This window comes from Pseudomonas kulmbachensis (assembly GCF_963681935.1).
Lineage (GTDB): Bacteria > Pseudomonadota > Gammaproteobacteria > Pseudomonadales > Pseudomonadaceae > Aquipseudomonas > Aquipseudomonas kulmbachensis.
Map to the genome: position 1 here is coordinate 2,190,942 of NZ_OY817088.1, position 24,782 is coordinate 2,215,723.

Annotated in this window: 24 protein-coding genes, 1 tRNA gene and 1 pseudogene; 14 read left to right on the forward strand and 12 right to left on the reverse strand. The window is 58.5% G+C overall.

What is annotated here, in order from left to right; all coding sequences use genetic code 11:
• Positions 1–13: 13 nt before the first annotated feature.
• The gene (locus U5A05_RS09955; RefSeq protein ID WP_321836233.1) at positions 14–889 is read right to left on the reverse strand and encodes a MurR/RpiR family transcriptional regulator; all 876 of its coding nucleotides are present in this window, start codon (positions 887–889) and stop codon (positions 14–16) included.
• Positions 890–1,022: 133 nt separating this feature from the next.
• Between U5A05_RS09955 and U5A05_RS09960 the strand changes: the two genes are divergently transcribed.
• Positions 1,023–2,033, forward strand: coding sequence for an Ldh family oxidoreductase (locus tag U5A05_RS09960; RefSeq protein WP_321836234.1), 1,011 nt, complete (start codon positions 1,023–1,025; stop codon positions 2,031–2,033).
• Positions 2,034–2,099: 66 nt separating this feature from the next.
• Here the strand turns inward: U5A05_RS09960 and U5A05_RS09965 are convergent, their stop codons facing one another.
• The gene (locus U5A05_RS09965; protein ID WP_321836235.1) at positions 2,100–3,134 is read right to left on the reverse strand and encodes an AraC family transcriptional regulator; all 1,035 of its coding nucleotides are present in this window, start codon (positions 3,132–3,134) and stop codon (positions 2,100–2,102) included.
• A complete protein-coding gene (locus tag U5A05_RS09970) occupies positions 3,131–4,051 on the reverse strand; it encodes a GGDEF domain-containing protein (protein ID WP_261741940.1) in 921 nt (306 codons plus the stop codon). Before U5A05_RS09970 ends, U5A05_RS09965 begins: the two co-directional genes overlap by 4 nt.
• Before the next feature lie 417 nt (positions 4,052–4,468).
• Between U5A05_RS09970 and U5A05_RS09975 the strand changes: the two genes are divergently transcribed.
• The 6 genes from U5A05_RS09975 (at position 4,469) to U5A05_RS10000 (ending at position 12,700) form a co-directional block, all read left to right on the forward strand.
• Complete coding sequence (locus U5A05_RS09975; RefSeq protein ID WP_321836236.1) at positions 4,469–7,003, forward strand: TonB-dependent receptor; 2,535 nt, start codon at positions 4,469–4,471, stop codon at positions 7,001–7,003.
• Between the two features lie 84 nt (positions 7,004–7,087).
• Positions 7,088–9,013, forward strand: coding sequence for a phytase (locus U5A05_RS09980; RefSeq protein ID WP_321836237.1), 1,926 nt, complete (start codon positions 7,088–7,090; stop codon positions 9,011–9,013).
• Positions 9,014–9,060: 47 nt separating this feature from the next.
• The gene (tolQ, locus tag U5A05_RS09985) at positions 9,061–9,771 is read left to right on the forward strand and encodes a protein TolQ (RefSeq protein WP_321836238.1); all 711 of its coding nucleotides are present in this window, start codon (positions 9,061–9,063) and stop codon (positions 9,769–9,771) included.
• Positions 9,772–9,785: 14 nt separating this feature from the next.
• On the forward strand, positions 9,786–10,232 hold the full coding sequence (gene tolR / locus U5A05_RS09990; RefSeq protein WP_261741944.1) for a protein TolR: 447 nt from the start codon (positions 9,786–9,788) through the stop codon (positions 10,230–10,232).
• Entirely contained in the window at positions 10,229–10,999 is a 771-nt protein-coding gene (locus U5A05_RS09995) for a TonB family protein (RefSeq protein WP_321836239.1), read from the forward strand. Before tolR ends, U5A05_RS09995 begins: the two co-directional genes overlap by 4 nt.
• Positions 11,000–11,209: 210 nt before the next feature.
• A complete protein-coding gene (locus tag U5A05_RS10000) occupies positions 11,210–12,700 on the forward strand; it encodes an anion permease (RefSeq protein ID WP_261741946.1) in 1,491 nt (496 codons plus the stop codon).
• Between the two features lie 143 nt (positions 12,701–12,843).
• Here the strand turns inward: U5A05_RS10000 and U5A05_RS10005 are convergent, their stop codons facing one another.
• The 7 genes from U5A05_RS10005 to U5A05_RS10035 all read right to left on the reverse strand — a co-directional run bounded on the left by U5A05_RS10005 (position 12,844) and on the right by U5A05_RS10035 (position 20,117).
• A complete protein-coding gene (locus U5A05_RS10005; protein WP_261741947.1) occupies positions 12,844–13,215 on the reverse strand; it encodes a Na+/H+ antiporter subunit G in 372 nt (123 codons plus the stop codon).
• Entirely contained in the window at positions 13,212–13,490 is a 279-nt protein-coding gene (locus U5A05_RS10010) for a K+/H+ antiporter subunit F (RefSeq protein ID WP_261741948.1), read from the reverse strand. Before U5A05_RS10010 ends, U5A05_RS10005 begins: the two co-directional genes overlap by 4 nt.
• Positions 13,487–13,975 carry a Na+/H+ antiporter subunit E gene (locus tag U5A05_RS10015; protein ID WP_261741949.1) on the reverse strand — a complete coding sequence of 163 codons (489 nt, stop codon included), beginning with the start codon at positions 13,973–13,975 and terminating at the stop codon, positions 13,487–13,489. Before U5A05_RS10015 ends, U5A05_RS10010 begins: the two co-directional genes overlap by 4 nt.
• The gene (locus U5A05_RS10020; protein WP_261741950.1) at positions 13,972–15,657 is read right to left on the reverse strand and encodes a monovalent cation/H+ antiporter subunit D; all 1,686 of its coding nucleotides are present in this window, start codon (positions 15,655–15,657) and stop codon (positions 13,972–13,974) included. The genes U5A05_RS10015 and U5A05_RS10020 overlap by 4 nt, the downstream gene beginning before the upstream one ends.
• A complete protein-coding gene (locus U5A05_RS10025) occupies positions 15,654–15,998 on the reverse strand; it encodes a Na+/H+ antiporter subunit C (protein WP_003446102.1) in 345 nt (114 codons plus the stop codon). The genes U5A05_RS10020 and U5A05_RS10025 overlap by 4 nt, the downstream gene beginning before the upstream one ends.
• Positions 15,998–18,940, reverse strand: a complete 2,943-nt coding sequence (locus U5A05_RS10030) for a monovalent cation/H+ antiporter subunit A (RefSeq protein ID WP_261741951.1) — start codon at positions 18,938–18,940, stop codon at positions 15,998–16,000. The genes U5A05_RS10025 and U5A05_RS10030 overlap by 1 nt, the downstream gene beginning before the upstream one ends.
• 169 nt (positions 18,941–19,109) lie before the next feature.
• Positions 19,110–20,117: a DMT family transporter gene (locus tag U5A05_RS10035; RefSeq protein WP_425262897.1), complete on the reverse strand. Its 1,008-nt coding sequence runs from the start codon at positions 20,115–20,117 to the stop codon at positions 19,110–19,112.
• A gap of 15 nt (positions 20,118–20,132) precedes the next feature.
• On the opposite strand from U5A05_RS10035, the gene U5A05_RS10040 reads away from it, so the two are divergent.
• Together U5A05_RS10040 and U5A05_RS10045 are read left to right on the forward strand one after the other, a co-directional pair.
• The gene (locus U5A05_RS10040; RefSeq protein WP_321836240.1) at positions 20,133–20,696 is read left to right on the forward strand and encodes a helix-turn-helix domain-containing protein; all 564 of its coding nucleotides are present in this window, start codon (positions 20,133–20,135) and stop codon (positions 20,694–20,696) included.
• Between the two features lie 194 nt (positions 20,697–20,890).
• Positions 20,891–20,964 (forward strand) — tRNA-Cys (locus tag U5A05_RS10045).
• A gap of 98 nt (positions 20,965–21,062) precedes the next feature.
• On the opposite strand, the gene U5A05_RS10050 is transcribed toward U5A05_RS10045, so the two are convergent.
• Positions 21,063–21,299 (reverse strand): site-specific integrase, encoded by a 237-nt coding sequence (locus U5A05_RS10050; RefSeq protein WP_425262898.1) that lies wholly within the window; start codon positions 21,297–21,299, stop codon positions 21,063–21,065.
• Between the two features lie 42 nt (positions 21,300–21,341).
• Here U5A05_RS10050 and U5A05_RS10055 point away from each other — a divergent pair.
• The 4 genes and pseudogenes from U5A05_RS10055 to U5A05_RS10070 all read left to right on the forward strand — a co-directional run.
• A pseudogene (locus U5A05_RS10055) lies at positions 21,342–21,899 on the forward strand (NlpC/P60 family protein); the annotation flags it as partial.
• A gap of 479 nt (positions 21,900–22,378) precedes the next feature.
• Positions 22,379–22,501 carry a hypothetical protein gene (locus U5A05_RS10060; protein ID WP_321836241.1) on the forward strand — a complete coding sequence of 41 codons (123 nt, stop codon included), beginning with the start codon at positions 22,379–22,381 and terminating at the stop codon, positions 22,499–22,501.
• 528 nt (positions 22,502–23,029) lie between these two features.
• Positions 23,030–23,374 (forward strand): toxin, encoded by a 345-nt coding sequence (locus U5A05_RS10065; RefSeq protein WP_321836242.1) that lies wholly within the window; start codon positions 23,030–23,032, stop codon positions 23,372–23,374.
• On the forward strand, positions 23,371–23,685 hold the full coding sequence (locus U5A05_RS10070) for a helix-turn-helix domain-containing protein (protein WP_321836243.1): 315 nt from the start codon (positions 23,371–23,373) through the stop codon (positions 23,683–23,685). The genes U5A05_RS10065 and U5A05_RS10070 overlap by 4 nt, the downstream gene beginning before the upstream one ends.
• A 375-nt stretch (positions 23,686–24,060) precedes the next feature.
• Here U5A05_RS10070 and U5A05_RS10075 read toward each other — a convergent pair whose 3' ends face one another.
• Positions 24,061–24,321, reverse strand: a complete 261-nt coding sequence (locus U5A05_RS10075) for a protein L (RefSeq protein ID WP_321836244.1) — start codon at positions 24,319–24,321, stop codon at positions 24,061–24,063.
• A 171-nt stretch (positions 24,322–24,492) separates the two neighbouring features.
• Here U5A05_RS10075 and U5A05_RS24255 point away from each other — a divergent pair, with 171 nt between their 5' ends.
• On the forward strand, positions 24,493–24,774 hold the full coding sequence (locus U5A05_RS24255; RefSeq protein WP_425262899.1) for a DUF4236 domain-containing protein: 282 nt from the start codon (positions 24,493–24,495) through the stop codon (positions 24,772–24,774).
• Positions 24,775–24,782 lie beyond the last annotated feature (8 nt).

A 24,782-nucleotide genomic window follows, 5' to 3' on the forward strand; every position in this document is an offset into this window, starting at 1 on the left:
CTAGCACCTCGTTTTATTGTTTTGATCCGGGTGAGGATGTGTAGCCCACGAACTCATTGTGTAAGGCCGCGGTTGCCTCAAGACGCTTCTCAACGTCTGGTCCCAGTTGTTTGCACACTTCATTTATCAACAAATGCACCAGCGACAGCATCGCCGCGGTGGACTCCCAGAACAGGTTGAACTCGGTGGGCACGCGGAACACCTCATTGGCGGTCTGGTCTGCCCAGTCACAAAAGGTATCGGTGATCAGCGTGACGTCGATTCCGGCTTCGTGCGCCTTGCGGCACAACAGCTGGGCGTGGCGCGAGTAGCGTCGGGCTTCAAACACCACCAGTGCGCAATCCTCTGGCGGGCACAGCAGCACGTCGGCGTAATGCCCGGCGGCGCCGTCCACCAGTTGCACGCCATCGCGCAGGTATTGCAGCAAGTGCACCATCGAGGCGGCGATCCCGCGTTCGGTCTGGAAACCTGCAACAAACACCTTGCGCCGGGTGGCCAGGCGCTGGCTGACGGTATGCCACTGTGGCGTGAGGCTGTATTCGTAGACCTTGACCAGCGCACCGACTTCCAGCTCAAAGCTGCGCGGTAAAGCTTGCGGGCTGTGGCTCGACTGCTGGCGGAATTCTTGCAAGCGATCACCGACCAGCCACGGGCCATCGCCCAGGTCGTCCTTGAGATCATTTTTCAGGTCTTTGAAATGGCTATAACCCAACGAGCGGCAAAAGCGTCCGACACTGGATTCGCTGACCCCCAGTTTGCTGGCGATGTCGGCGGCAGTCTGAAAAGGCAGCTCGTAAAGATTGGCCAGCATGTAGCTGGCAATCGCCCGACCCGAAGGGGCGGCGGTTGACAGACTGCTTTCAAGGCGTTGTTTAATCGGCTGGCTCACGACTGCATTCCTGTTTTTATTTCAGCGCGAAGCAGAAAGTGAATGTTTTCTGTCATTAAGTCAACAATTGACAGAGAACTGTCATCGAAGGATAGTTTGTCTCAGATAAAAATAATCAGATTGGAGCGCCAGAATGTCTTCCACGCAGTCGCTTTCCCTCGCTGAACTGACCGCATTGCTGCAACGGATTTTTGAGCGTCATGGCACCTCGGCATCGGTTGCTCGGGTACTGGCCGACAACTGCGCACGGGCGCAACGCGATGGTTCCTACAGTCATGGCGTGTTCCGCATTCCGGGGTATCTGTCATCGCTGGCCAGTCATTGGGTCGACGGCCAGGCCGTTCCGGTGGTTGAAGACGTGGCCTCGGGCTTTATCCGCGTGGATGCAGCCGGTGGCTTTGCCCAACCCGCGCTGGAGTCCGCCCGTCAATTGCTGGTGGAAAAAGCCCGCAGCGCCGGGATTGCGGTACTGGCGATTCGTAACTCACATCACTTTGCCGCGCTATGGCCTGATGTTGAGCCGTTTGCCGAGGAAGGCCTGGTGGCTTTGAGCGTGGTTAACAGCATGACCTGCGTGGTGCCCCACGGCGCGCAAAGGCCTCTGTTCGGGACTAACCCGATTGCTTTCGCCGCACCGCGTGCAGACGGCCACCCGATCGTATTTGACCTGGCCACCAGTGCCATTGCCCACGGCGATGTGCAAATTGCCGCACGCAAGGGCCACTCGCTGCCTGCAGGCATGGGAGTGGACAAGCAGGGTGAGCCGACGCAAGACCCTAAAGCCATTCTCGACGGCGGCGCCTTGTTGCCATTTGGCGGGCACAAGGGGTCAGCGCTGTCGATGATGGTCGAGTTGCTGGCAGCGGCCCTGACCGGTGGCAACTTCTCGTTTGAATTCGACTGGTCCAAACATCCGGGCGCGCAGACCCCGTGGACTGGTCAGTTGCTGATTGTGATTGACCCGAGCAAATCCGGCGGCAACAGCTTCGCCCAGCGCAGCGCCGAACTGGTGCGCCAAATGCATGCGGTCGGCCTTGAGCGCATGCCGGGTGATCGGCGTTTTATCGAACGGGCCAAATCGTTGAGCGAGGGTATCCCGCTGGGTGCTGAAGAACTGGCCAAATTGCGCGAATTGGCGGGGTAACCCCGGCCCCTCGTAGCCGCTTCGCTCCTCAGCGGCTACATGAATTGAGCAGCAGTCGTACTCGGCTTATAACGCCAAAAACTGCCTGATCAGGTTGGGCGTACACCCCGTCCAGCGTTTCAACGCTCGGCGAAAGTTGGCCGGGTCGTTGAAGTTCAGGTACTCGGCCACCGCTTCGTTGCTCATGCCCTTGATCTGGTACAGGTACAGCGCCATATGCTTGCGCGCTTGATCCTGCTGCGCCTGAAAGTGTGTGCCGTGCTTGTTCAACTTGCGTTTGAGGGTGGCCTGGCTCATTGAAAAGTGCTGAGCCGCCTGCTCAAGGCCGGGGGTCTGTTGCGCATTGTTGCGCAAGTACACATACAACCGGTCGAGCAAGCTGGCGCGGAACCCTAGGCTGTGTAACTCAATTTGCGCCTGCTGATACGCCACTTGCCGGGCTATCGCCGACGCGTTGGGCCAGAGCCGGGTCAGGTATTCACGGGGCAGGCGCATCATGTCCAGTTGGCTACCGAACTGGGTGTTCTCCCCCAGATGCACCCAGTACTGCTCCACATAACGCGGCTCCGGGTGGCTGAAGCTGCATTCCCATGGCAGGCGCTCGCCGCTGAGCCACTGACTCATGGCCTTTAACGCCGTCATGCTGGCTTCCAGCACAAACCGCAATTGCTCCCCGGCCCCGCAACTGTCGAGCCAGTACACGTAGGCGTACTTGTCGTCCAGCAATAGGCGCGGGGTCAGCAGGGGGCTGAGCAAGGCCCGGTGATGGATCAGGGTTTCCAGGGCCTGATGCAGGTTTTGCGCCTGTTGCAGGGCGTGGCTGGCCGGTCCGTAATGCCCGGGCCACAGGCGTTGGCCAAACAAAAAACTGCTGTCATCGGCTTCGAGCAGGCGCTGTGTGTTGGCGATCAAGCCAAAGCATTGCTGCGGACTGAGGCGGGTGTGCCCGGCGACAATATCGTCGTAAAACAGCCCCGTGCCGCGCAGCAGGCGATGGCTGTCGATGTCCCGGGATAACGCCAGATCGATCAGTGTCGCGGGTTGGTAATGCCCGGCAATAAAACGGCTGTCGGTTTCGTACCAGCGGCTCTCCAGCGTCATGCGCGTTTGCTCCGTGGCGGCTTGGCTCGCGCCAGTGCCAGGTTCAGGCGCTTGAGCAGCTCATCGGGGGCCTCATTCACTGCCATGATCACGGCGGTACTGGCCAACAAATGCACCCGTTCGCCATGCTGCCGGGTTTTGTGGGCCAGGCTCTGCACCGCCTGTTGCAACTCCAGGGCCAGCAGCCGGGCCTGGCTTTCTCCGGTATTGGGCAGCAGCACCACAAAGCGGTCACCGGCCAGTCGGCAGAGCAGGTCGTGACGGCGCAGGTTGAGCAGCAGCAACTGGCTGAGAGCTTGCAGCACGGCGTCACCTTCAGCATGGCCATAGTGCTGATTGATCGAGGCAAAGTCGTCGATATCCAGCGCCAGCAGTGACAGCGGTTGCTGCTGCTCAAGGCTTTGCGCGAGGCAGTCGCTGACCTGGCGCTTGAGGTATTCGGCACCGCCCAGGGGGGTCAGTTTGTCGAACAGCCGATGCTCGCGAAACACCCGCTCGCGTTTCTCCATTTGTTGGTTGATCGCCTGTTGCTCGCGGTGCCAGTGGAACAGGCCGATGGTCAGCAGAATCATGCCGATGGGCATGGGACCTGACTCCAGCCAGTGGTTCCAGTGCAGGTGTTTGGGCAGACGAATAAGTTCGTCCAGCGCGTCCATCCACCAGGAAAAGAACATAAAGCACAAGCCGCTCGCCAAGTAGTTGGTGACCCGCCCGGTGGGTCGGCTTTTAAGCACCAGCCCCAGCCAGAACAGCATAAACAGGGCTGTCCCGCCTTCGCCGACGATATCCAGCCATTGCCACTCGCTGAAGGCTTTTGGTGTGCCGAATGCCAGGTTCAGCAACACGCCGATATTGGCGGCCAGCACCAGCAATAACAGTTTCCAGCGATGGTGTTTAAGCACGTTGAACCAGGTCATGAAGTGTCTGCCAAAAGCGATTGCCGCTCAGCACAACAGAGGTGTGTGACAGCTGTATGACCGGGGTTGCGGGTCGAATCAGCTCAGGTGTGTTGTGTAAAAAAGTCAAACACGGACTCTGTTTTTGTAGCCGCTGCCGCAGGCTGCGATGGGGCGCGGAGCGTCCCTCTGTTTATTGACAGGAAGGGCAAGGCCCTGCGGACCTTGTCGCAGGCTGCGGCAGCGGCTACAGGTTTGGGGGCCATCTGTACAGGAGTCAAATCAGCTCATTTCCCCGCAAAACCCCGCTGAAAACCTTCTGTTCCGGGCGTTACGCCGAACGCTGTCACAGCGCTGTCATCCGCTGGCCCTAGCTTTCGCTCCCAAGTTGTCGGGCCATTTGCCCGGCCTGTAGTGCGTATTTGGGGGAGGGCAAACATGTACAAGTGTCGCAGCAGGGCGCAGTGGGTCGGCTTTACATTCAGTGCATTGGCCTTGGCAATTGCCAGCGAGCGTCTGAGCGCCGCCGAGGCATCGAGTATTGGCGCCACCGAGCACGTTGAAGTGGTCGGGCAGGCGGTAAGCCTGGACAAGGCGCTCAAGCAACAGCGCAATTCGGACAATATCGAAAGCGTGGTGCATGCCGATGGCGTAGCGCAGTTGCCGGACGCCAACGTCGCCGAAGCGGTGCAACGCTTGCCCGGCATCAGCATTGAACGCGATCAGGGCGAAGGCCGTTTCGTCAGCGTACGTGGTCTGGGGCCGGATCTGAACAGCGTGACCATCAACGGTACGCTGGTGCCGTCGCCGGAAAGTGCGCGCCGCGCCGTGGCGCTGGACGTATTGCCATCCGAACTGGTGCAGTCGCTGTCGGTGATCAAGACCCTGACCCCGGACATGGACGCCAACTCCCTGGGCGGCACGGTGGATGTGCAAAGCCTGTCGGCGTTTGACCATAAAGGTCTGTTCTACACCGGTAGCACCGAAGCCGGGTACAACAAGAACAGCCATCAAACCAGCCCCAAGGTATCGGGCGCCATCAGTGACCGTTTCAGCCTCGGTGACGGCATCGACAACTTCGGTGTAGCGGCAGCCCTGAGCTGGAATAAACGCGACTTTCGCTCGGACAACGTCGAAACCGGGGGCGACTGGGACTTCAGCGATGGCGCAAAACTCAACAGTTTCGAGCAGCGGGTGTATGACATCAGCCGCGAGCGCACCGGCGGCGGCCTGAACTTCGACTACAAGCCCGATGACGACACCAGCCTGTACCTGCGCACGCTCTACAGCCGCTTCAAGGACAGTGAAACCCGCAACTCTACCGCCTTCGAATTTGCCGACCCACAGGCCGAGGGCGAGGTGGGTAAGACCAAGACCAAACGCAAGCTCAAACAGCGCGAAGAAACCCAGGAAATCCAGTCTTACGTCTTCGGTGGTGAACGCATGCTGGGCCTGTGGACCCTGAGCGGGCAGGCCGGTTACAGCGAATCCAGCGAAGACAATCCGGGGGGCATTTCCGGGGCCACTTTCAAAGGAAATTCCAGCGTCGGTAACGGTGGTTTCTATGACACCGAAAAGCCGCGGCCCATCATCGGTGCAGGCTTTTATGACCCCGCCAACTTCAGCCTCGACAAGGTGGACTGGCAGGAGCAACACACCAAAGACACCGAGAAGAATATCCGCCTCGACCTGGCCCGCGACTACGACGTGCAGGGCTATGCCTCCCAGGTCAAATTCGGCGGCAAGGTCAGCCGTCGCAACAAGGACAACGACCTCGAAGCCTGGTCCTACAAGAATTTCTCGGATTTGGGCTTTAGCGACGAACAGCTGAACCTCAGCCAGTTCAACAAGGGCAACCTGCATTACAACCTCGGCCAGTACGGCCCAGGTATCAGTGGCGGGGCAATCAAGAACCTGATTGGCGGCTTGAACCCCAACGATTTCTACGATGAGCAAACATCTCGGGCCAATGACTTCGCCATGCGTGAAGACATCAACTCGGCCTACCTGATGAACACCGTCGATATCGACGACTGGCGCTTTATCGCGGGCATGCGCTACGAGGGCACTGAGTTCGAGGCCAAGGGCACTGGCGTGCGCGATGGCGCCTTCGAAGCTCAAGACACCAAGCGTAACTACCATCACTGGTTGCCGGGGCTGCATGCCCGTTACCAGTTGGCGAAAAACACCCAGGTGCGAGCAGCCTGGACCAACTCCGTAGTGCGCCCGACCTTTGGCCAGTTGGCACCGGGGTTTGTGATCGAAGATGACAAGGCCGAGTTCGGTAACCCCAACCTCAAGCCGCTGGAGTCGAGCAACTTCGACCTCGGTATCGAGCACTTTATGGGGCAGGCGGGCACGGTATCGGCGTTCCTCTTCTACAAGGACATCAAGAACTTCGTCTACAACAACGACCTGGCCGGCAGTGGCGAGTGGGTCGACTTCACCGAGGCTCAAAGCTACGCCAACGGCGACAGTGCCAAGCTCTACGGCCTGGAGCTGGCCTACTCGCAGAAATTTGACTGGCTGCCAGCACCCTGGAACGGCGTGATCCTGGGGGCCAACAGCACCTTCAGTCGCTCCAGCGCCAGCATCAAAGGGTTCGATGCGGCGACCGGGACCGACATGAAGCGCGATATCGATTTGCCGAACCAGTCCAATACCGTCGGCAACCTGATGCTCGGCTGGGAAGACGACAAGCTGAGCCTGCGCCTGTCGGCCAACTACAAGTCGGACTACCTCTACGAGCTGGCCGGGGTCAACGACAAGGCCCACGACACCCATGTCGATGCGCAGACTTTTGTCGACTTCAGCGCCCGCTACTCGCTGACCAAAAATCTGCAGATCAAGTTCGACGCCCAGAACCTGACTGACCAGCCGTACTTCGTTTACAGCGGCAACCGTCGCTACAACAACCAGTACGAAGAATACGGCCCGACCTACTCGCTGGGCCTGACCTTCACCCACTTTTAAATGCTCGATGGCCTCCTGTTGGAGCGGGCTTGCTCGCGATACAGGCAACGCGGTCTCACATCTCTATATGGACTGGCATCACCCATGACTCATCTATTCAAACGCCAACCTCGACTGCTGCCCCTGCTGCCCCTGCTGATCTGCCTGAGCGCAGGTAGCGTCCAGGCGGCCACCGAACTGGTCGCTCCGACATTGCAGCAATGGTCCACCAGCCAGGCCCAGGCCCTGAGCTACTTGCCGAATGGCGCAGGCGACGAACGCCTGTCGGTCAGCAAGCGCGAAGGTCTGCTGTTGCTCGATAAGCAGGGTAAAACCCTGAGCCGGGTGCCGGGCGCGTTTGCCGGGCTGGACAGCCGTGCGCTGGGTGCTCAGGTATTGGTCGCCAGCAATGACAAGGACAAGCAGCAAGTCGCGCTGTTCAGCCTCGACCCCAAGAGCCATGAATGGCAGGCGCCGTCTTATCTGCCCGCCCGTGACTATGCGGTGAATGGCGTGTGCCTGTATCAGGACGATGCGAGCAATATCTACTTGTTTACCGTGGGCGAAGAGGGCAAGGGTGAGCAGTGGCTGGTCGCCGCCGACAGTCAGCGTCTGCAACAACCGCTGCTGGTACGCAGCCTGCCATTGCCGCCGCAAGCCAAGTTCTGCCAAGTCGATGACGGCGCGCAGAACCTGTTCGTCAACGAAGAGAATGTCGGCTGGTGGGCCTATCCGGCGCATGCCGAGGCCGATGTAAAGCGCACCCCTGTGGCCTTGGTCGAGCCCTTCGGCAATGTGAAAAAAACGGCCGGGGCTATGGCGCTGGTGCCGGGCGGGATGCTTGGGCTTGATCCAGAAGCAGCGCAGTTGCAGCTCTATCAGCAGCAGGGCAAAGGCTGGGCACCGGCGGCCAGCCTGGCGCTGGCCGGTGTGGTCGAGCCTGAGCACCTGGCGCTGCGCCAGACCGCGCAAGGTCTTGAACTGCTGGTACAGGACGGCGCCAGCGGCAAGCTGTATGAAGGCGCGCTGGACTGGAAAGCCACGCCGGTGAGCCTGGCGCCGGTATTGCCGAGCGTAAGGCCTGGGGTGCAAACCGAGGTGGTGATGAGTCAGGGCGATGCGGCGGATGACCCGGCGATCTGGGTCCATCCGCATACTCCGGCCCTGAGTCGGGTGCTGGGCACCAATAAACAGCAGGGCCTTGAAGTCTACGACCTGCAAGGCAAGCGTGTGCAGCATTTGCCGGTAGGGCGCCTGAATAACGTCGATATACGCCCGGGCTTCACCTTGGGCTCGCGCACCGTAGACCTGGCAGTGGCGACCAATCGTGATCACAACAGCCTGAGCGTGTTCAGCATTGATCGCGCCACCGGTGAACTGCAGGAGGCTGGCGAGATAGCCACCCCGGTCAAGGACATCTACGGGCTGTGTCTGTTCAAGGCGCCAACGGGCGAGATCTACAGTTTTGCCAACGACAAGGACGGCACTTTTGTGCAGCACCGCTTGTTCGCCAAGGGTGACAAGGTCGAGGGCGAACTGGTGCGCCAGTTCAAGGTTGCAACCCAGCCCGAAGGCTGTGTGGCAGATGACCGCAACCAGCGGCTGTTTCTCGGCGAAGAGGATGTTGCGGTATGGGCAGTGGATGCCCGTCCCGACCAGCCAGCGACCCTCACTCATGTGATCAAGGTCGGTGAGCAGGTGCACGACGATATTGAAGGTATGGGCCTGTATCAGACCGAAAAAGACAACTACCTGGTGATCTCAAGCCAAGGCAACGACAGCTATGTGGTGGTCGATGCCGAGCCGCCTTACGCCCTGCGTGGCGCGTTTCGGGTGGGGGTGAATGCCGCCGCGGGGATTGATGGCGCGTCGGAGACCGATGGCCTGGATGTGACTTCGGCCAACCTCGGCGGCCCCTGGAGCAAAGGCTTGCTGGTGGTGCAGGACGGCCGCAAGCGAATGCCCGAGCAGGCGCAGAACTTCAAGTACATCCCCTGGAGCGAAGTGGCCAAGGCGCTGCACTTGCCATAAGCCGGTCATTTAAGTCGCTTATAAATACCCCTTACTGGAGTCACAACATGCACACAACCATGGAACACATGACAATCTGGGGACTGATCAGCGACGCGAGCCTGCTGGTCAAGGGCGTGATGCTGACCTTGCTGGTGGCATCGCTGTTGAGCTGGTTTTTGATCGTGCGCCGCAGCGCCATTTTGCGCCGCAGCGAACGCGATATGGACAGCTTCGCGCAGCGGTTGCGGGCTCAGGGCGAACTGAATGCGCTGTACCGGGAAAGCCGTGACGCCAGCGATGCAGATGCGGGGGCCGGGCAGGTGTTTACCGCCGCCTACAGTGAATACGCCCAACTCAGACAGCAGCCGGGAGTGGATGCCGAAGGCGTGATGCAGGGCGTTGAGCGGGCGCTGTATGTGGCCATCAGCGAGCAGGAAATCCGCCTGGAGAAAGGCCTGCAGTTTTTGGCCACCGTGGGTTCGGTGAGCCCCTATATCGGATTGTTTGGCACGGTGTGGGGGATCATGAATTCCTTTATCGGTTTGTCCCAGGTGCAACAGGCAACGCTGTCCACCGTCGCTCCGGGTATTGCTGAAGCCCTGATCGCTACCGCCATTGGCCTGTTTGCGGCGATACCGGCAGTGATTGCCTATAACCGTTTCTCGGCCCGTGGCCAGACCCTGCTGACCCGTTATTACAGCCTCGGCAATGAAGTGCAGATGCGTTTGTACCGCAACCTGCATACCGGTTCGCGGAACATGTCTGCCGTCGCTTGAAAGGGAGTTTCAACATGCTTGCTCGACCACAGCGCAAACACGGGCCCAAGGCCGAAATGAACGTAGTGCCTTACATCGACGTGATGCTGGTGCTGCTGGTGATCTTTATGGTGACCGCGCCGATGCTGACCCAGGGGGTAAAAATCGAACTGCCGAAAGTTGCCAGCGAAGCGCTGGTCAATGACAGTCAGCAAAAAATCCTGACGTTGTCGGTCAAGGCCGAGGGCGGTTATTACTGGAATCTGGGCAGCGAACTGGACACCAGGAACCAGACCGACAGCGCCGTCAGCCTTGAAGAGTTGCAAGCCAAGGTCAGCCAGGTGGTGGCGCAAGACAGCAACACCCAGGTGTATATCCGTGCCGACAACGAGGCGGGTTACGGCAGCGTGGTCAAGGCCATGGCTGCCCTTCAGCAAGGTGGAGTGAGCAACCTGGGGCTGGTGACCGAGGCCCCGCAATGAGTGCCGCGCTGATGCACGGCCAGTTGACGCAGGCGCCGCCGTTGCCCTGGACCCGGATGTGGCACAACAGCCAGGCGCTGGTGGTCAGCGTTGCCTTGCACAGCGCCGTCGTGGCCTTTTTGGTACTGGGCTGGAGCATGGAGCAATCGTTGCCGGAGCCTACGCCCTCGACCCTGAAAACCCGGCTGGTGATGTTGCCGGCCGAACCGGTCGTGGCGCCAGTGGCACCCGAGCCGGTGCAGGTGGTGGCACCGGCGCCGGTGGTCGAGGTGAAACCTGAGGTGGTAAAGCCCAAGGTCGACCCGCAGATACAGGCGCGCAAGCTGGAGCAGGCAGTGCTGGCGCGCAAGCGTGTGGAGGCGCAGAAACAGGCGCAAGCGGAGCAACGGGAAGCCGCGCAGGTTGAGGCTCAGCGCCAGCAGGCAATGGCGGAACAGGCCCGAATTGCAGCGGCGGATAATGCCCGGCGAGCACAACAGGCCGCTGCGGCAGCAGATGTGCGCCAGTACCTGCCCATCAGCAAACAAGCTCCCGATTACCCGCAGCGTGCGCTGGACAAGGGCATTGAAGGTGATTGTACGGTGGAGTACTCGGTGACACCCCAGGGCAAGGTCGATAACCCCAAGGTGGTGGGTAACTGTCACCCAGCGTTTATCCGGCCTTCACTGGTGGCGGCGGCGACGTTCCGTTATCAGCCACGGCTGGTCGATGGCCAACCGGTGACAGTCCCGGGAGTGCGCAATACCTTTCACTACAAGATCCAGTGAACCTGAATTACCCGAATTACCTGTAGCCGCTGAGGAGCGAAGCGAGGCTGCGATGGGTTGCGCAGCGACCCTGAAATTTTGAAGGTCCTACGGCCCTTATCGCAGCCTCGCTTCGCTCCTCAGCGGCTACTCGCATGATTGACAGGCATCAAGACCCATAGGCTGCACTTGACCTATGCTGCATGCGATTTCAAGCTCAAGGAAATGGCCATGAACGCGCCTGCAACCACCCCTACGCCTGCAACGGCCAAAGCGAAACTCCCCATAGGCCTAGTGATTGCGGTGCTGGTCATGATCGGCATCTTGCTGCTGCCATTGCCTGCCGACTTGCCCGTGGCCGGTCACCGCATGCTGGCGATCCTGGCGTTTGCCGTGGTGGTGTGGATCACCGAGGCCGTCTCGTACGAAGCCAGCGCCATCATGATCACCTCGCTTATGGCGTTTTTGATCGGCATGGCGCCTACCCTGGCCGATCCGTCAAAGCTCTACGGCACTTCCGCCGGTATCACCATGGCCCTGACCGGGTTCTCCAATGCCGCCCTGGCATTGGTAGCGGGTGCGTTGTTTATTGCCGCAGCCATGACCCATACCGGCCTGGACCGGCGTATTGCGTTGGTCACGCTGTCCCGTATCGGCACCAGCACCCGGCGCATACTGCTGGGGGCGATTGCGGTGACCATCCTGCTCAGTCTGGTGGTGCCCAGCGCCACGGCTCGCAGCGCTTGTGTGGTGCCGATCATGATGGGGGTGATCATGGCGTTTGGCGTAGACAAGCGCTCCAACATCGCTGCCGGGATCATGATCGTGGTGGCTCAGGGCACCAGTATCTGGAACGTCGGGATTCAAACCGCGGCCGCGCAAAACCTGCTGACCGTGGGCTTTATGGACAAGATGCTCGGGGCCCGGGTGAACTGGCTCGACTGGCTGATCGCCGGTGCGCCGTGGGCCATTATCATGTCGGCGGTACTGCTGTTTGTGGTACTGAAGATGCTCCCGCCCGAGAGCGACAGCATTCCCGGCGGCAAGGAAGCGGTTGAGAAATCACTGGCTGAACTGGGCCCGATGACCGGGCCGCAGAAACGCCTGATGGGTGTGTCCATCGCATTGCTGCTGGCTTGGGCCACCGAGGGCAAGTTACACAGCTTCGACACCACGTCGACCACCTATGCCGGTTTGGTATTTTTGCTGTTACCACGCTTTGGCGTGATGACCTGGAAAGATGTGCAGTCGCGGATTCCGTGGGGCACGGTGATTGTGTTCGGGGTCGGTATCAGTCTGGGCACGGCCTTGCTGACCACCCAGGCCGGGCAGTGGCTGGGCGCGCAGGTGGTGGAGAACACCGGTCTGGATCAGGTCGGGCCGCTGGGGATATTCGCGATTCTGGGGGCGTTCCTGATTTTGATTCACCTGGGCTTTGCCAGTGCCACCGCGCTGACCTCGGCACTGCTGCCGATTTTGATCGCGGTGCTGCAAACCTTGCCGGGTGAGTTCAACCGCCTGGGCATGACCATGTTGTTGGGGTTTGTGGTCAGCTACGGATTTATCCTGCCGATCAACGCCCCGCAAAACATGGTGTGCCTGGGTACGCAAACCTTTACCGCCAAACAGTTCGCCAAGGTCGGACTGATCGTTACGGCAATCGGGTATTTGTTGATGCTGCTGTTTGGCGCGACGTACTGGAGTTGGTTGGGCTGGATGTAATTCCAATCCAAATCCAAATTCGTAGCCGCTGACTAGGTACGAGGCTGCGATGGGTTACGCAGCGACCCTGAAATCTTGAAGGTCCTTCGGCCCTTATCGCAGCCTCGCTCCGCTCCTCAGCGGCTACAGATCATTCGAGGGGTTCAGTTACCGTTCTCGCTGCGCCCACCGCTGCTGACTTCCGCCGGTACATCCTCACCCGCCATGCGCTTACGGAACAGCGAGGTCCGGGCCAGCAGCAAAGTGGTCACGGGCACAGTGATCGACAGCAAAATCGGAATCAGCCAGGCGTGCAGTACCGGTGTCGATTTCAGCGCTGAAAAATACACGATCGAGGCCAGTGCCACGCCCCACGCGCCAAGGGTCGAGGCCAGTGCCGGTGGGTGCATGCGTTGAAAAAATTCCTTGAGGCGCAGCAAGCCGATGGCACCGCACAAGGCAAACAGGCTGCTGAGTACCAGCAGCACGGCCACCGGTATTTCAATCCAAAGCGACAATTCGCCGACGCTATTCATTCGATCACCTCGCCACGCAGCAGGAATTTGGCCAGCGCAAAAGAGCCGACAAAGCCAAACAGGGCAATCAGCAGTGCACCTTCAAAGTAAGTGTCACTGGCATAGCGGATACCCAGCACCAGCATCATCAACATGGCCAGGATGTACAGGTAATCCAGTGCCAGAACCCGGTCCTGGGCCGAGGGGCCCTTGAACAGCCGGACCACGGTCAGAACCATTGCCAGGCTGAAGATAAACAGGCTGAGCAGGATGGCATTGGTGAGCAGGGCACTCATTCAAAGATCTCCATCAGGGGGCGTTCGTAGGCCGTCTTGAAGTGCTCGATAAACTGCGCATCGTCATCCAGATCGAAGACGTGCAACAGCAACACGCTGCGGTCCAGTGCCAGTTCCGACCAGATGGTGCCAGGCACCACGGTGGTAATCATCGACAAGGCCGCCAGCCCGTTGGCGTCACGCAGGTCCAGGGGGATTTTGACAAACCGCGAGCGCGGGGGCTTGGAACCTGCCCGCAGCACACCCAAAGCCACGGCGATGTTGGACATCACCACATCGCGGCCCACCAGAAAGAACAGTTTGAGGATCACTCCCGGACGACGAATGCGCACTGGCAGCGGCCGCAATGGCGCGAACATCAGTGGTGCCAGAATGGCCAGCGCTGCACCCAGCAACAGGTTGCCGGCACTCAACGACAGGTTGAGCAGCAACCACAGCGCCCACAGTGCGAGAGACAACCAGGGAGCTGGAAAAAGACGCTTCATGGCAGTACCTCCGGCATTGCGGCCTTGGCTTGCGGGCTCGGCACCGGGCGTGTGCCGATCACGGCCATTACATAACGCTCGGGATTGTTCAGGGTATCGGCAGCTGCCTGGGTATAACGCAACACCGGCTCGGCCTTGAATGTCAGTACCACACACAACCCGAGCAGCAGCACGATGGGCAGGCATTCGATACGGCGCAAGATCGGTGACGGACGCTCAAGCGGTGTCCAGAAGCGCTGGATACCCATGCGTGAAAAGGCGATCAAGGATGCCAGCCCGGAGAGAATCAACAACGCCAGCAGGCTCCAGGCCGCCATTGAAATCGGCTCGTCAGTTGCATTGCCCAGGCCCATCGGGTTGAGCAGGGCGTTGAGCAGGCTCAGTTTGCCGATAAACCCGGAGAGCGGCGGCATGCCAATAATCAACAGGGCGCAGGCGATAAAGCTCAACCCCAGAAAGGCCATCGTCCAGGGGATGATCTGCCCGACAACCACTTTCTGCTCGTCATCCAGGTTGCTGCCGCGGGGCGGGGCGCAAGGTTCGGCCAGGCTGGGCTGTGGTTCTGCATCGTCCTCAAGCACCAGGTCGCTGGAAGAACGCGAGCGTTCGATCAACTCGGCCAGCAGGAACAGTGCGCTCAGGGCCAGGGTGGAGCTGATCAGATAGAACAGCGCCGCAGAGGTCAGGTTGGGCTGGGCGAAGCCCACGGCCGACAACAGGATACCGGCGGAGACCAGAATGCTCAGGCTGGCCATGCGTTCCAGTCGCTGGGCAGCGAGGATGGCAATGGCGGCACAGACAATAGTCGCCATGCCGCCGTAAATCAGCCAGTCTCCGGCGAAGTACGCCGAGGCTCCGGCTTGACCGGAAAACAGCAGGGTCCACAGTCGTAGCACGGTGTAGATCCCGACCTTGGTCATGATCGCGAACAGGGCTGCCACCGGGGCGCTGGCCGACGAGTAGGCCGGCACCAACCAGAAGTTCAACGGCCACATGCCGGCCTTGGCCAGAAACGCCACGGCCAGAATGGCCGCGCCTGCATGCAGCAAGCCGCGATCGGCTTCGGGCACCAGGGGAATCTTCAGTGCCAGATCAGCCATGTTCAACGTGCCAGTGACGCCGTAGATCAAGGCCGCACCGATCAGGAACAAGGAAGACGCCAGCAGGTTGATCGAAATGTAATGCAGCCCCGAAGACACCCGTGCCTTGCCCGAGCCGTGGAGCATCAGGCCGTAGGAGGCGGCCAGCAGGACTTCGAAAAACACGAACAGGTTGAACAGGTCGGCGGTCAGGAAGGCCCCGTACAGGCCCATCAGCTGGATCTGGAACAGTGCGTGGAAACTGGCCCCGGCGCGGTCCCAGCGGGCCATGGCGAACAGCAGGGCGCAGCTGGCGATGATCCCGGTCAAGACCAGCATCAGGGCGCTCAAGTGATCAACTACCAGGGCAATCCCGAAAGGCACTTGCCAGTTGCTCGGCAGGTACACGCCAATCGAAGTCGGAACGGCTTGTTGTTGGGTCCACAGCAGCAGCATCACTGAGATGCCGAGGCCGAGCAGGGTTGAGATCAGATTGATCCGGGCTTTCAGCGGGCGGTGTTTTTCGCCCAGCATCAGCATGCAGGCCGCGGTCAGCAGCGGTAACAGGATAGGCGCGACGATCAGGTGCGGCATCAAATTCATTCTTTAGGCTCCCGGCCATCTACGTGGTCGGTACCGGTCAGGCCCCGAGAGGCCAGCAAGACCACCAGAAACAGCGCGGTCATGGCGAAACTGATGACAATAGCGGTCAGCACCAGTGCCTGGGGCAACGGGTCTGTGTAGTTGAGCAAGTCCTGGGGTACGCCGTCCTTGATCACTGGCTCCTTGCCGATAAACAGGCTGCCCATGCTGAAAATAAACAGGTTGACCCCGTAAGACAGCAGACACAGGCCCATGACCACCTGAAAGGTTCGCGGACGCAGAACCAGCCAGGTACCCGAGGCGGCCAATACTCCGATTGCAATGGCAATGACTTCTTCCATCAGGCGGCTCCTTCTTTGGTTGCAAGAGCGGATTGAAGGGGAGGTTGCGGGGCAAGCTGATTACTCGGGCGATGGGCTCGTACCGATTGGTGAGCCAGCGCCGTAAGGATCAGCAGGGTTGCACCAACGACCACCGCGTACACGCCGATATCGAAGAACAGGGCGCTGGCCACATGGATATCGCCCAACAGCGGCAAGCTGAAGTGAACGGTATGGGTGGTCAGGAACGGATAGCCCAAAGGTATTGCGCCCAGGCCGGTCAGGGTTGCACACAGCAGGCCGGTGCCCATCCAGCGCAAGGGTCGCAGGCTCATTTGAGCTTCAACCCACTGCGTGCCGGCAACCATGTATTGGAGGATAAACGCCACCGACATCACCAGGCCTGCGACAAAGCCACCGCCCGGCTGGTTGTGCCCGCGCATAAACAGGTACATGGACACCACAAAGGCCACTGGCAGCAGTAAGCGTACCAGCACTGCGGGTACCATCATAAAGCCCAGTGCGGTGTCGCTGGCGCTGCGCGGGTTGACCAGATCGGTCATCACGTCCTTGGCCAGCAGGCGTTGCTGGGCAGGCAGCTGCATGCTTTCCTTGGAGGGTCTGAAGCGTCGCAGCAGGGCAAACACTGTCAGGGCCACGGCGGCCAGAACAGTGATTTCGCCCAAGGTGTCGAAACCCCGGAAATCCACCAGCATTACATTCACCACATTGCTGCCGCCGCCTTCAGGCAGGGCCCGGCTGAGGTAGAACGAAGAGATATCGTTGGGGGTTTGGCGGGTCAGCATCGCGTACGACAGCAACGCCATGCCGCCACCGACCGCAGTGGACAGCAACAAGTCACGCAAACGGCGGATCTGAGCCTTGCGCAAGGTGCCGGGTAATGGCGAGACCTCTTCGATACGTCGAGGCAACCAGCGCAAGCCCAGCAGGATCAGCACCGTGGTCACGACTTCAACCACCAGTTGGGTAAGGGCCAGATCCGGCGCCGAGAACCAGACAAAGGTCACGCAGGTCATCAGGCCGCACACGCTGACCATCGTCAGGGCTGCAAGCCGGTGGTACTTGGCTTGCCAAGCGGCGCCCAGTGCGCAGGCAATCGCAATCAGCCAGAGGGTGATGAAGACAATCGACCCCGGTATTTTCGGCCGATCACCCCAGCTCAGGCCGCTGTAGAGCATCGGGATCAGCCCCGCGATGACGGCGACCAGAATCAACAGGAATAGCTGGGTTTGCAGGCGCTGGGTGCTGATGCGCCGCTCGATTCGCCGTGCGCCGCGCATGATCACTACCAGGCTGCGCTCGAAGAAACGCTTGCCGTTGAAGTACTTGACCAGTGGCGGCAGCGGGAAACGTTCGAGCTTGAGCTGTTTGCGCAGCAACACATACAGCAGGATGCCGCCTGACAAGGCAATCAGGCTCATGATCATCGGTGCGTTCAGGCCGTGCCAGATGGCCAGGCTGTACTCGGGCAGCTCTCCTCCTACCACCGGTTGCGCGGCTGCAGCGAGCAGCGGGCCGACGGTTTGTGCCGGGAAGATACCGACCGTCAGGCAAGTCAGCACCAGCAGCTCAACCGGAGCGCGCATCCAGCGTGGCGGCTCGTGCGGGGTATGCGGCAGGTCTGTCGCCGGAGGGCCGAAGAACACATCCACGGTAAAGCGCAGGGCATAAGCCACGCTGAACGTACCGGCGATGGTCGCGATCACCGGCAGGGCGATTTCGACCCAGGCCGTGGAGTTGATAAACACGGTTTCGGCAAAGAACATTTCTTTGGACAGGAACCCGTTGAGCAGCGGCACCCCGGCCATTGAGGCACTGGCCACCATGGCCAGGGTTGCGGTGTAGGGCATGAGTTTGAACAGACCGCTGAGCTTGCGGATGTCCCGCGTGCCGCTTTCGTGGTCGATGATCCCGGCCGCCATGAACAGCGAGGCCTTGAACGTTGCATGGTTAAGGATGTGAAACACTGCGGCAACCGCTGCCAGCGGGCTGTTAAGGCCCAGTAGCAGGGTGATCAGGCCCAGATGGCTGATTGTCGAGTAGGCCAGCAGCCCTTTAAGGTCATTTTGAAACATCGCGCAGTAAGCGCCCAGCACCAGGGTGCAGGCACCGGCGCCGCTGACGATCCAGAACCACTCCTCGCTACCTGACAGGGAAGGCCAGAGGCGGGCCAGCAGAAAGACCCCGGCCTTGACCATCGTTGCCGAGTGCAAATAAGCCGATACGGGAGTTGGCGCCGCCATTGCGTGGGGCAGCCAGAAGTGAAACGGGAATTGCGCACTCTTGCTCAGGGCGCCGATCAGGATAAGAGGGAGCAGGATCGGATACAGACTGTGGGCGCGGATCTTGTCGCCCGCGGCGAGCACAGCATCCAGATCATAGCTGCCGACGACATGGCCAAGCAGCATGACCCCCGCCAGCAGACACAACCCCCCGGCGCCCGTGACCATCAGCGCCATATAAGCGCCGCGTCGGGCATCCGAGCGGTGGTGCCAATAACCAATCAGCAAAAATGAAAAGAGGCTGGTGAGCTCCCAGAAAAATACGATCTGAATCAAATTGCCCGACAGCACCAGGCCGAGCATGGCGCCCATAAATGCCAGGAAAAATGCGAAGAAACGCGGCACCGGGTCTTCGGGTGACATGTAATAGCGGGCGTACAGCGACACCAACGTGCCGATGCCAAGCACAAGAATCGAGAACAGCCAGGCGAATCCGTCCAGGCGCAGGACAAAATTCAAGCCGAGACTGGGCAGCCACATGAACTCTTCGCGAATGACCCCACCGTGGGCAATTTGCGGATAGAGCAGGGCTACTTGAACAGTGCCGATCAATGCAATCAGACCGGCTAACAGTGATTCACTGTTACGTGCGTTATGCGGCAAAACAGCCGCCAGACAGCTGCCGACAAAGGGCAGAAGCAGTAGAACTATCAGGGACATAGGCTTCTAATCTGCAGGAGTTTGTAAACGATCATACGTGGCGAGTTGCAGATCACCAACACTGAACCTGTGGCTGAATCCTACAAAGTCCATCGACCACCGGTAAATGTTTCCTTCAGCCTGATCTCTGTATGAGCACTTTTAATTAAGAATAATCGTCTTGCTGTTTTCAATCGCAGGCCTCATCGCCTTGCTTTTCTTGAGGTTCATCGAGCTTCCTGGTCTTGGTTTTTAACTCACTCACAATCACCGCGGCCACAATCAGCGCCGCGCCCAGCAATGCAATGGCGGGCAACCGCTCGCCAGCCAAGCGCCCTGCGATACCGGCCCAGACCGGCTCACCGGCATAAATAAGGGTTGCGCGGGTCGGTGAAACGCTTTTCTGAGCCCAATTCATCGCTACCTGTATCGCTGCACTGGCGGCGCCAAGGCCCACGGCACTGACTAACAATAGCCATGAAAAGTCAGGAATGGCTTCTTGTGCAGGAATAACCATCAAAAAGGCCAGAATCGACGCAGTACTGAGCTGAACCACCGTGACCCGGCGCACGTCGACTTTGCCTGCATAAGCGCTGATCAAAATAATTTCGGCGGCAATCGCAATAGCGCTGATCAGCGTGGCGATCTCGCCAGGGCTGAAATCGAGGGAGGCGCCGCTCGGACCGGACAGCAGCATCAGCCCGGTAAAGGCCAGCATGATCCCCAGGCTGGGCATCAACCCTGGCCTGCGTCCCAGTACCAGCCACTGCAGTAATGGTACAAAGGGTACATACAGCGCAGTGATAAACGCCGACTGGCTACTGGGTATGGTCTGCAGGCCAATGGTTTGCAAGCCGTAGCCGAGCATGATCGAAACCCCGATAAACATGCCTGCCTTAAGCTCGAACAAGGTAATGCCACGCAGACTGCGAATCGAAAACAGTGAAACAATTGCCGCTGCCGCAGCAAAGCGCAGGCCCACAAAAAACATTGGCCCGCTCGCCGTCAACGCGTGCTGCACCAATAGAAAGGTGACACCCCACACCATAGTGATAAGGATCAGCACGCATTCCGCTTTACTCAAGCGAGAAGTCAGAGACAACAGTCTGGATAGTTTCAATGGCGTCGCAACCTTGCGTGCTACGTGAAGGGAGACGCACAATGCGCCAAAGCTGGGCAGTATACTGCGCAGCCCCACAAGGTGAGCAATATAGTGCCCAAAGAAAATTCACAGCGTGCGTCAGTCCTGCAACACGTCAGCCAGAACGTCCGCCGTCTCCGGCTGCTCGCGCACCTGAGCCAAAGCGCTTTATCAGAACTGTCTGGCGTCAGTCGCCGGATGCTGGTAGCCATAGAAGCGGGGGAAAAAAACGTCAGCCTCAGCACCCTTGACCGCGTTGCGGAAGCCTTGAACGTAGGGTTCAGCGACCTGATCCAGGCTCCTGGCTCGCCCGACCCGAGTCGCATCAACGAAGTGGCCTGGAGCGGCACCCAGGTGGGGAGCAAAGCGGTACTGCTGTCCAAAGCCACGGCTACACGCGAAGTGGAACTATGGGAATGGACACTGGAGCCGGGTGATGAATACCACTCGCAGGCAGATGGTGAAGGCTGGAGCGAACAGTTGTACGTATTCGAAGGCTGCCTGACTTTGGTGATCGACGAACAGGCGCTGCGCTTTAGCGCGGGAGAGTTCTACATGTACCCCAGCAACAGACCCCATGTGTACCGCAACGAAGGCGACGGGATATTGCGCTTTATGCGCAATGTCGTGATCTGAAAACCGGTGACCTGAGAATAACTAAAAATTATTAGAATTCAGGGGGTTGCCAGCTTCAACCTTCTAGTACATAATGCGCGCCATCAGCCCGGGGGCAACTACCTGAAGTGCTGAAGAATCAAATGCTTGTAGCGATAACATCGCAGTAACAAACTCTTGTTTTTGACGCTTCTAACGAAACCTCAAGCACAATTGGCCGAATAGCAAAATGGTTATGCAGCGGATTGCAAATCCGCCCACGCCGGTTCGATTCCGGCTTCGGCCTCCACATTCGAAAGCCCCGTAGATCAAGGTCTGCGGGGTTTTTTTATGGGCTCAGGAAAGTGAAGTGTTCCATTACTTTGAGCATGGTGTTCCATAACTATTTCACTTTGTGGGCTTGGCGACGGCTCCGATACGCCGGTAAACACGTTCCGTAATCCCTTCTTTTGAGTGCCCAAGAAGTGCGCTCGCCTCCGAAATATCTGCAATTTCCGACGCAGGCTTTGGCCTGATATCACGAAACTGAAATTGCATGATCCGCTTTGCCTCCTCCTCAGATCCCGATGCCCTGGCCTTATCGGCGGCAAGCAGGCGGGTCGCGTCCCAGCGGTTGCGCATCATTTGCCAGGACACCCGCACACCGCTTTTGCTGAGAATGAAATCTCGCACCCGGACGCAACCAGTTGGCCGTCACCGCATGACTTGGCTATGTGTGAGGCCACGGCCTTGCCTTGGCATATTTTGAGCTGGCCTGAGGGGGATTTGCGCACGATTACTCCGACCGGCAGTACGCCTATGCTGAAGCGCCCATTTGTTCACGGTGCCTGGGGTTGCTGGCAGGTTTGTGCTGATTGGTGCAAACGCGAATGGGGGCTGGAGTTTGAAGCTTTCAAGCGTGAGGATGGTTGGTGGGAGAGTGCGGACAACACCAGCCTTTACGAGTCCAATTACGAAGCAGCGGGCTTTGTGCGGGTCGATCAGCCGCAGCGCGGTGACTTGATAATTATGGCGATTGGGCGAACGGCTCACCCGAATCATGCGGGGATTTATCTCGGCGATGATACTTCGTTACCTAGTGAAGACTTAAATGTGTTCGGGGCAGGGCCGTTTTTGCTGCATCACCTTTACGGACGGCCGTCTGAAGTAATGGTTTATGGCGGGCCTTGGCTGGATCGAACGCGCCTGATCCTCAGGCATAAAGACGCAAAATTACCAACATGACGCGGCGTGGCCGCAGGAGAAATTTATGAAAGTTGTATTTGTAACAACCAAACCGGGGGCTCAGGTAGTTGTTGGGCTTGGGCAAGAGAAAGCGCCGACTCCAACGAAGCCAGCGCCCATTTAAAATCAGTAAATCCGAGACTGCAGGAAGGAGAGTATTTTTACATATTCTGCTTGGCTACCGTTCTGGATCTGAGTCGCTTTGTATGACTCAAGATCTTCCCGCAAAGCCTGTCTGTCTACAGCCTCCAGCTTCGTAGCTGCGCTGATAATTGCGCCAAGTGTATTCAAAGTTACCGCTGAGACAGTATTTGCTGATTGCTCCAATTGAGCCAAGCGGTGTTATACGTTTTGCATTTGACCTCTGGGTCGTATACGCGCCGATATTGGTGCAATCCCAGTCCTTGGGCTTGCAGGTAAAGGACTGAGGGAATCCTTCAATTCATCTATCGCTGCCCATCCGGCAGGAGGAGAGCTGTATGCAGCCGAGCCAGCGTTACATGCTGACCATTCACGACCTATTTGCCATTACCAAAGACGGTATCTGCGGCGCTGAAGCCGAGGTTGCCATTCTGGATGGGAAGTTGAGATTGATCGCTTGAGTTTCAAGGGAAAGTCGGGCCAGGCGGGTATGGGTATGGGTATGGGTATGTTCGGGTTTACACTGCTAAGCCGGGGCTCAAGGCAAGGATCGTCTCAGGCCCCGGCTCAATGACTATGGAATCAGTTCTGAGTTAGATCAGACCAGACGAAATCATCTGTTTCCGGTCTGTGGGACCCATACCGTGCAACGTACCCCTCACCAGCGACCTTTGCTTGAGACTCCGCTTCAGCTTTGTTTAAGTAAACGCCGTGGAGGCTCCACGGTGCATTCCTCAAAACGCCCCAACCGAGAAACCATCCCGCGCTATCTGGGTCTTTAGGTAGTTCATTGCTCACATTGACCTCCAGGTCATAAATGCGCCGAAGTTGGCGCACCCCCAGCCCTTGGGCTTGTAGGTAAAGGACTGGGAAAATCCTATTGCGTAAGGGCAGGAGGCTACTACGGTAGGTGATGGGTTGTTACTGGGGATTCGTACAGGCTGCAACCATTTGCCATTCTATAGGCAATCTGCGTACACTTAGCGCCAATGAAAACAGTCTTCTTTGAAACCACAAGCTTCACTGCCACGTTGGGTGACTACCTGACTGACGATGAATACCGGCAGCTTCAAGTAGAAATGCAGGCGAACCCGGCCGCAGGCGATGTAATGCCGCGTACGGGTGGATTTCGAAAGCTACGCTGGCAAGATGCCCGCAGAGGGAAGGGCAAGCGTGGCGGGTTGCGGGTCATCTATTACTGGCTGCTGGATGATGGTCAGTTCTGGATGTTTGCAATCTACGACAAGGATGAGCTGGAGAACCTGACCGCCGATCAGGAGAAAGTACTGAAGGCGGCCATTGGTGCAGAATTGAAACAACGAGGTGGAAAATGAAAAAGCGCGATCTGTTTGCCGAGCTGATGCAAGGCGTGAACGAGATGGGCGAACATCGTGAAGGGAAGATCACCCTTCGTCAGTACGAAGTGGAGGCGTTGCCGGCTCCCGAAGTGACTGCTGCCGAAATTGTTTCCATTCGCGAGAAGCTGCACATGTCTCAGCCAGTGTTTGCCCGGCAGATCAGAACCAGCCCGGACACACTGAAAAATTGGGAGCAGTCGAAGTCAAAGCCCAATGCCCAGGCAGCGCTGTTGATCAAATTGGTTCAGCGCTTTCCAGACATGGTTGACCGTCTAAACGCGGTGTAAATTTATGCGTACCCGAAAGCCCAGCTGGCTGGGCTATTCTTGGATTGCTTCTGGCTGCGGATCAGTAATCTCAAGTAGCACATGGTCGTGTGACGCCCGTGTTGCCCTGTAGAGCATGCACCGATCTAGCAGGATTCTTTTCATGCTCCTGGCTGATGCAAGGTGCCTGGGCTCGACAGAGACCGTCACGGTCCTGTCACTCCGAGTATCGGTGACTTCCAGGTGATAGCGCGCAATCAAACCGTCGTCTCGTTTGGTGTGGCCGAGGAGTTTGAAGGTGAGGGTAGGTTCTGACATATCATTTTCCTTGCATTATACGCCGATGCTAGCGTAACCCCAGTCCTTGGGCTTGCAGGTAAAGGACTGGGGAATCCTTTAGCCTTTTGTTTGGGTTTTGACGATCAATTCCCAACGCACTTCTACCTTTTGGTCGGCGTGCTGATGACGATTTTGAGGGGGGAACTTATCGCCCTTGTTGGAAGTGATCTCATCGCCGCAACCTGTGCATCGATAGATACCAGAAGCAGGCACTGCTGCTCCAATGCCATAGACATAGTTCCATTCGTCAGCTCCGGTCAGAATCGTCGGGGCTATTTGCCTGATTCGGTGGGCTGTGGTTGCGGTTATCTCTGCCATCTTCAATCCCTCGAATTTCTTAGCTGGGGGGCGCAACGCTACTACGCTGCAGCTTGGTACAGCCACTGGAATTCCATCCACACTTGATGTCTGGACAGTGCCTAGTTGTGGTGGATTTCTGTAGTGGCGTTTTAATGCTAAAGTGATCCTTTCTCTCAAAGGAACTGAGTTATGGCCCTCAGAATCAGGAAGAGCATCAAAATAGCCCCTGGCGTTCGAATCAACATCAGCAAGAGTGGCGTCAGCACATCTCTAGGCGTGAAAGGCGCAACAGTAAATCTCAGTAAGCGCGGTACGCGGATAACTACTGGCATTCCGGGAACTGGAATCTCTTCGTCGAAGCTCTACGGGGCCGCAAAGAAAGTTTCTGCCCCTACGCCGCCAACACCGTTGTGGGCGCATGTGGTCACCTGGCTAGTTATCGCTGCAGTTCTTTGGTGGTTTTTCAGCTGAGGTCCCCG

Bases quoted from the DNA above. Each gene is read 5' to 3' on its own strand.
- U5A05_RS09960 (WP_321836234.1), top strand. From the start codon at position 1,023: ATGTCTTCCACGCAGTCGCTTTCCCTCGCTGAACTGACCGCATTGCTG.
- U5A05_RS09965 (WP_321836235.1), bottom strand. From the start codon at position 3,134: ATGACGCTGGAGAGCCGCTGGTACGAAACCGACAGCCGTTTTATTGCC.
- U5A05_RS09970 (WP_261741940.1), bottom strand. From the start codon at position 4,051: ATGACCTGGTTCAACGTGCTTAAACACCATCGCTGGAAACTGTTATTG.
- U5A05_RS09975 (WP_321836236.1), top strand. From the start codon at position 4,469: ATGTACAAGTGTCGCAGCAGGGCGCAGTGGGTCGGCTTTACATTCAGT.
- U5A05_RS09980 (WP_321836237.1), top strand. From the start codon at position 7,088: ATGACTCATCTATTCAAACGCCAACCTCGACTGCTGCCCCTGCTGCCC.
- tolQ (WP_321836238.1), top strand. From the start codon at position 9,061: ATGCACACAACCATGGAACACATGACAATCTGGGGACTGATCAGCGAC.
- tolR (WP_261741944.1), top strand. From the start codon at position 9,786: ATGCTTGCTCGACCACAGCGCAAACACGGGCCCAAGGCCGAAATGAAC.
- U5A05_RS09995 (WP_321836239.1), top strand. From the start codon at position 10,229: ATGAGTGCCGCGCTGATGCACGGCCAGTTGACGCAGGCGCCGCCGTTG.
- U5A05_RS10000 (WP_261741946.1), top strand. From the start codon at position 11,210: ATGAACGCGCCTGCAACCACCCCTACGCCTGCAACGGCCAAAGCGAAA.
- U5A05_RS10005 (WP_261741947.1), bottom strand. From the start codon at position 13,215: ATGAATAGCGTCGGCGAATTGTCGCTTTGGATTGAAATACCGGTGGCC.
- U5A05_RS10010 (WP_261741948.1), bottom strand. From the start codon at position 13,490: ATGAGTGCCCTGCTCACCAATGCCATCCTGCTCAGCCTGTTTATCTTC.
- U5A05_RS10015 (WP_261741949.1), bottom strand. From the start codon at position 13,975: ATGAAGCGTCTTTTTCCAGCTCCCTGGTTGTCTCTCGCACTGTGGGCG.
- U5A05_RS10020 (WP_261741950.1), bottom strand. From the start codon at position 15,657: ATGAATTTGATGCCGCACCTGATCGTCGCGCCTATCCTGTTACCGCTG.
- U5A05_RS10025 (WP_003446102.1), bottom strand. From the start codon at position 15,998: ATGGAAGAAGTCATTGCCATTGCAATCGGAGTATTGGCCGCCTCGGGT.
- U5A05_RS10030 (WP_261741951.1), bottom strand. From the start codon at position 18,940: ATGTCCCTGATAGTTCTACTGCTTCTGCCCTTTGTCGGCAGCTGTCTG.
- U5A05_RS10050 (WP_425262898.1), bottom strand. From the start codon at position 21,299: ATGATGCGCAACCGCTGGGACGCGACCCGCCTGCTTGCCGCCGATAAG.
- U5A05_RS10060 (WP_321836241.1), top strand. From the start codon at position 22,379: ATGCAGCCGAGCCAGCGTTACATGCTGACCATTCACGACCTATTTGCC.
- U5A05_RS10065 (WP_321836242.1), top strand. From the start codon at position 23,030: ATGAAAACAGTCTTCTTTGAAACCACAAGCTTCACTGCCACGTTGGGT.
- U5A05_RS10070 (WP_321836243.1), top strand. From the start codon at position 23,371: ATGAAAAAGCGCGATCTGTTTGCCGAGCTGATGCAAGGCGTGAACGAG.
- U5A05_RS10075 (WP_321836244.1), bottom strand. From the start codon at position 24,321: ATGGCAGAGATAACCGCAACCACAGCCCACCGAATCAGGCAAATAGCC.
- U5A05_RS24255 (WP_425262899.1), top strand. From the start codon at position 24,493: ATGGCCCTCAGAATCAGGAAGAGCATCAAAATAGCCCCTGGCGTTCGA.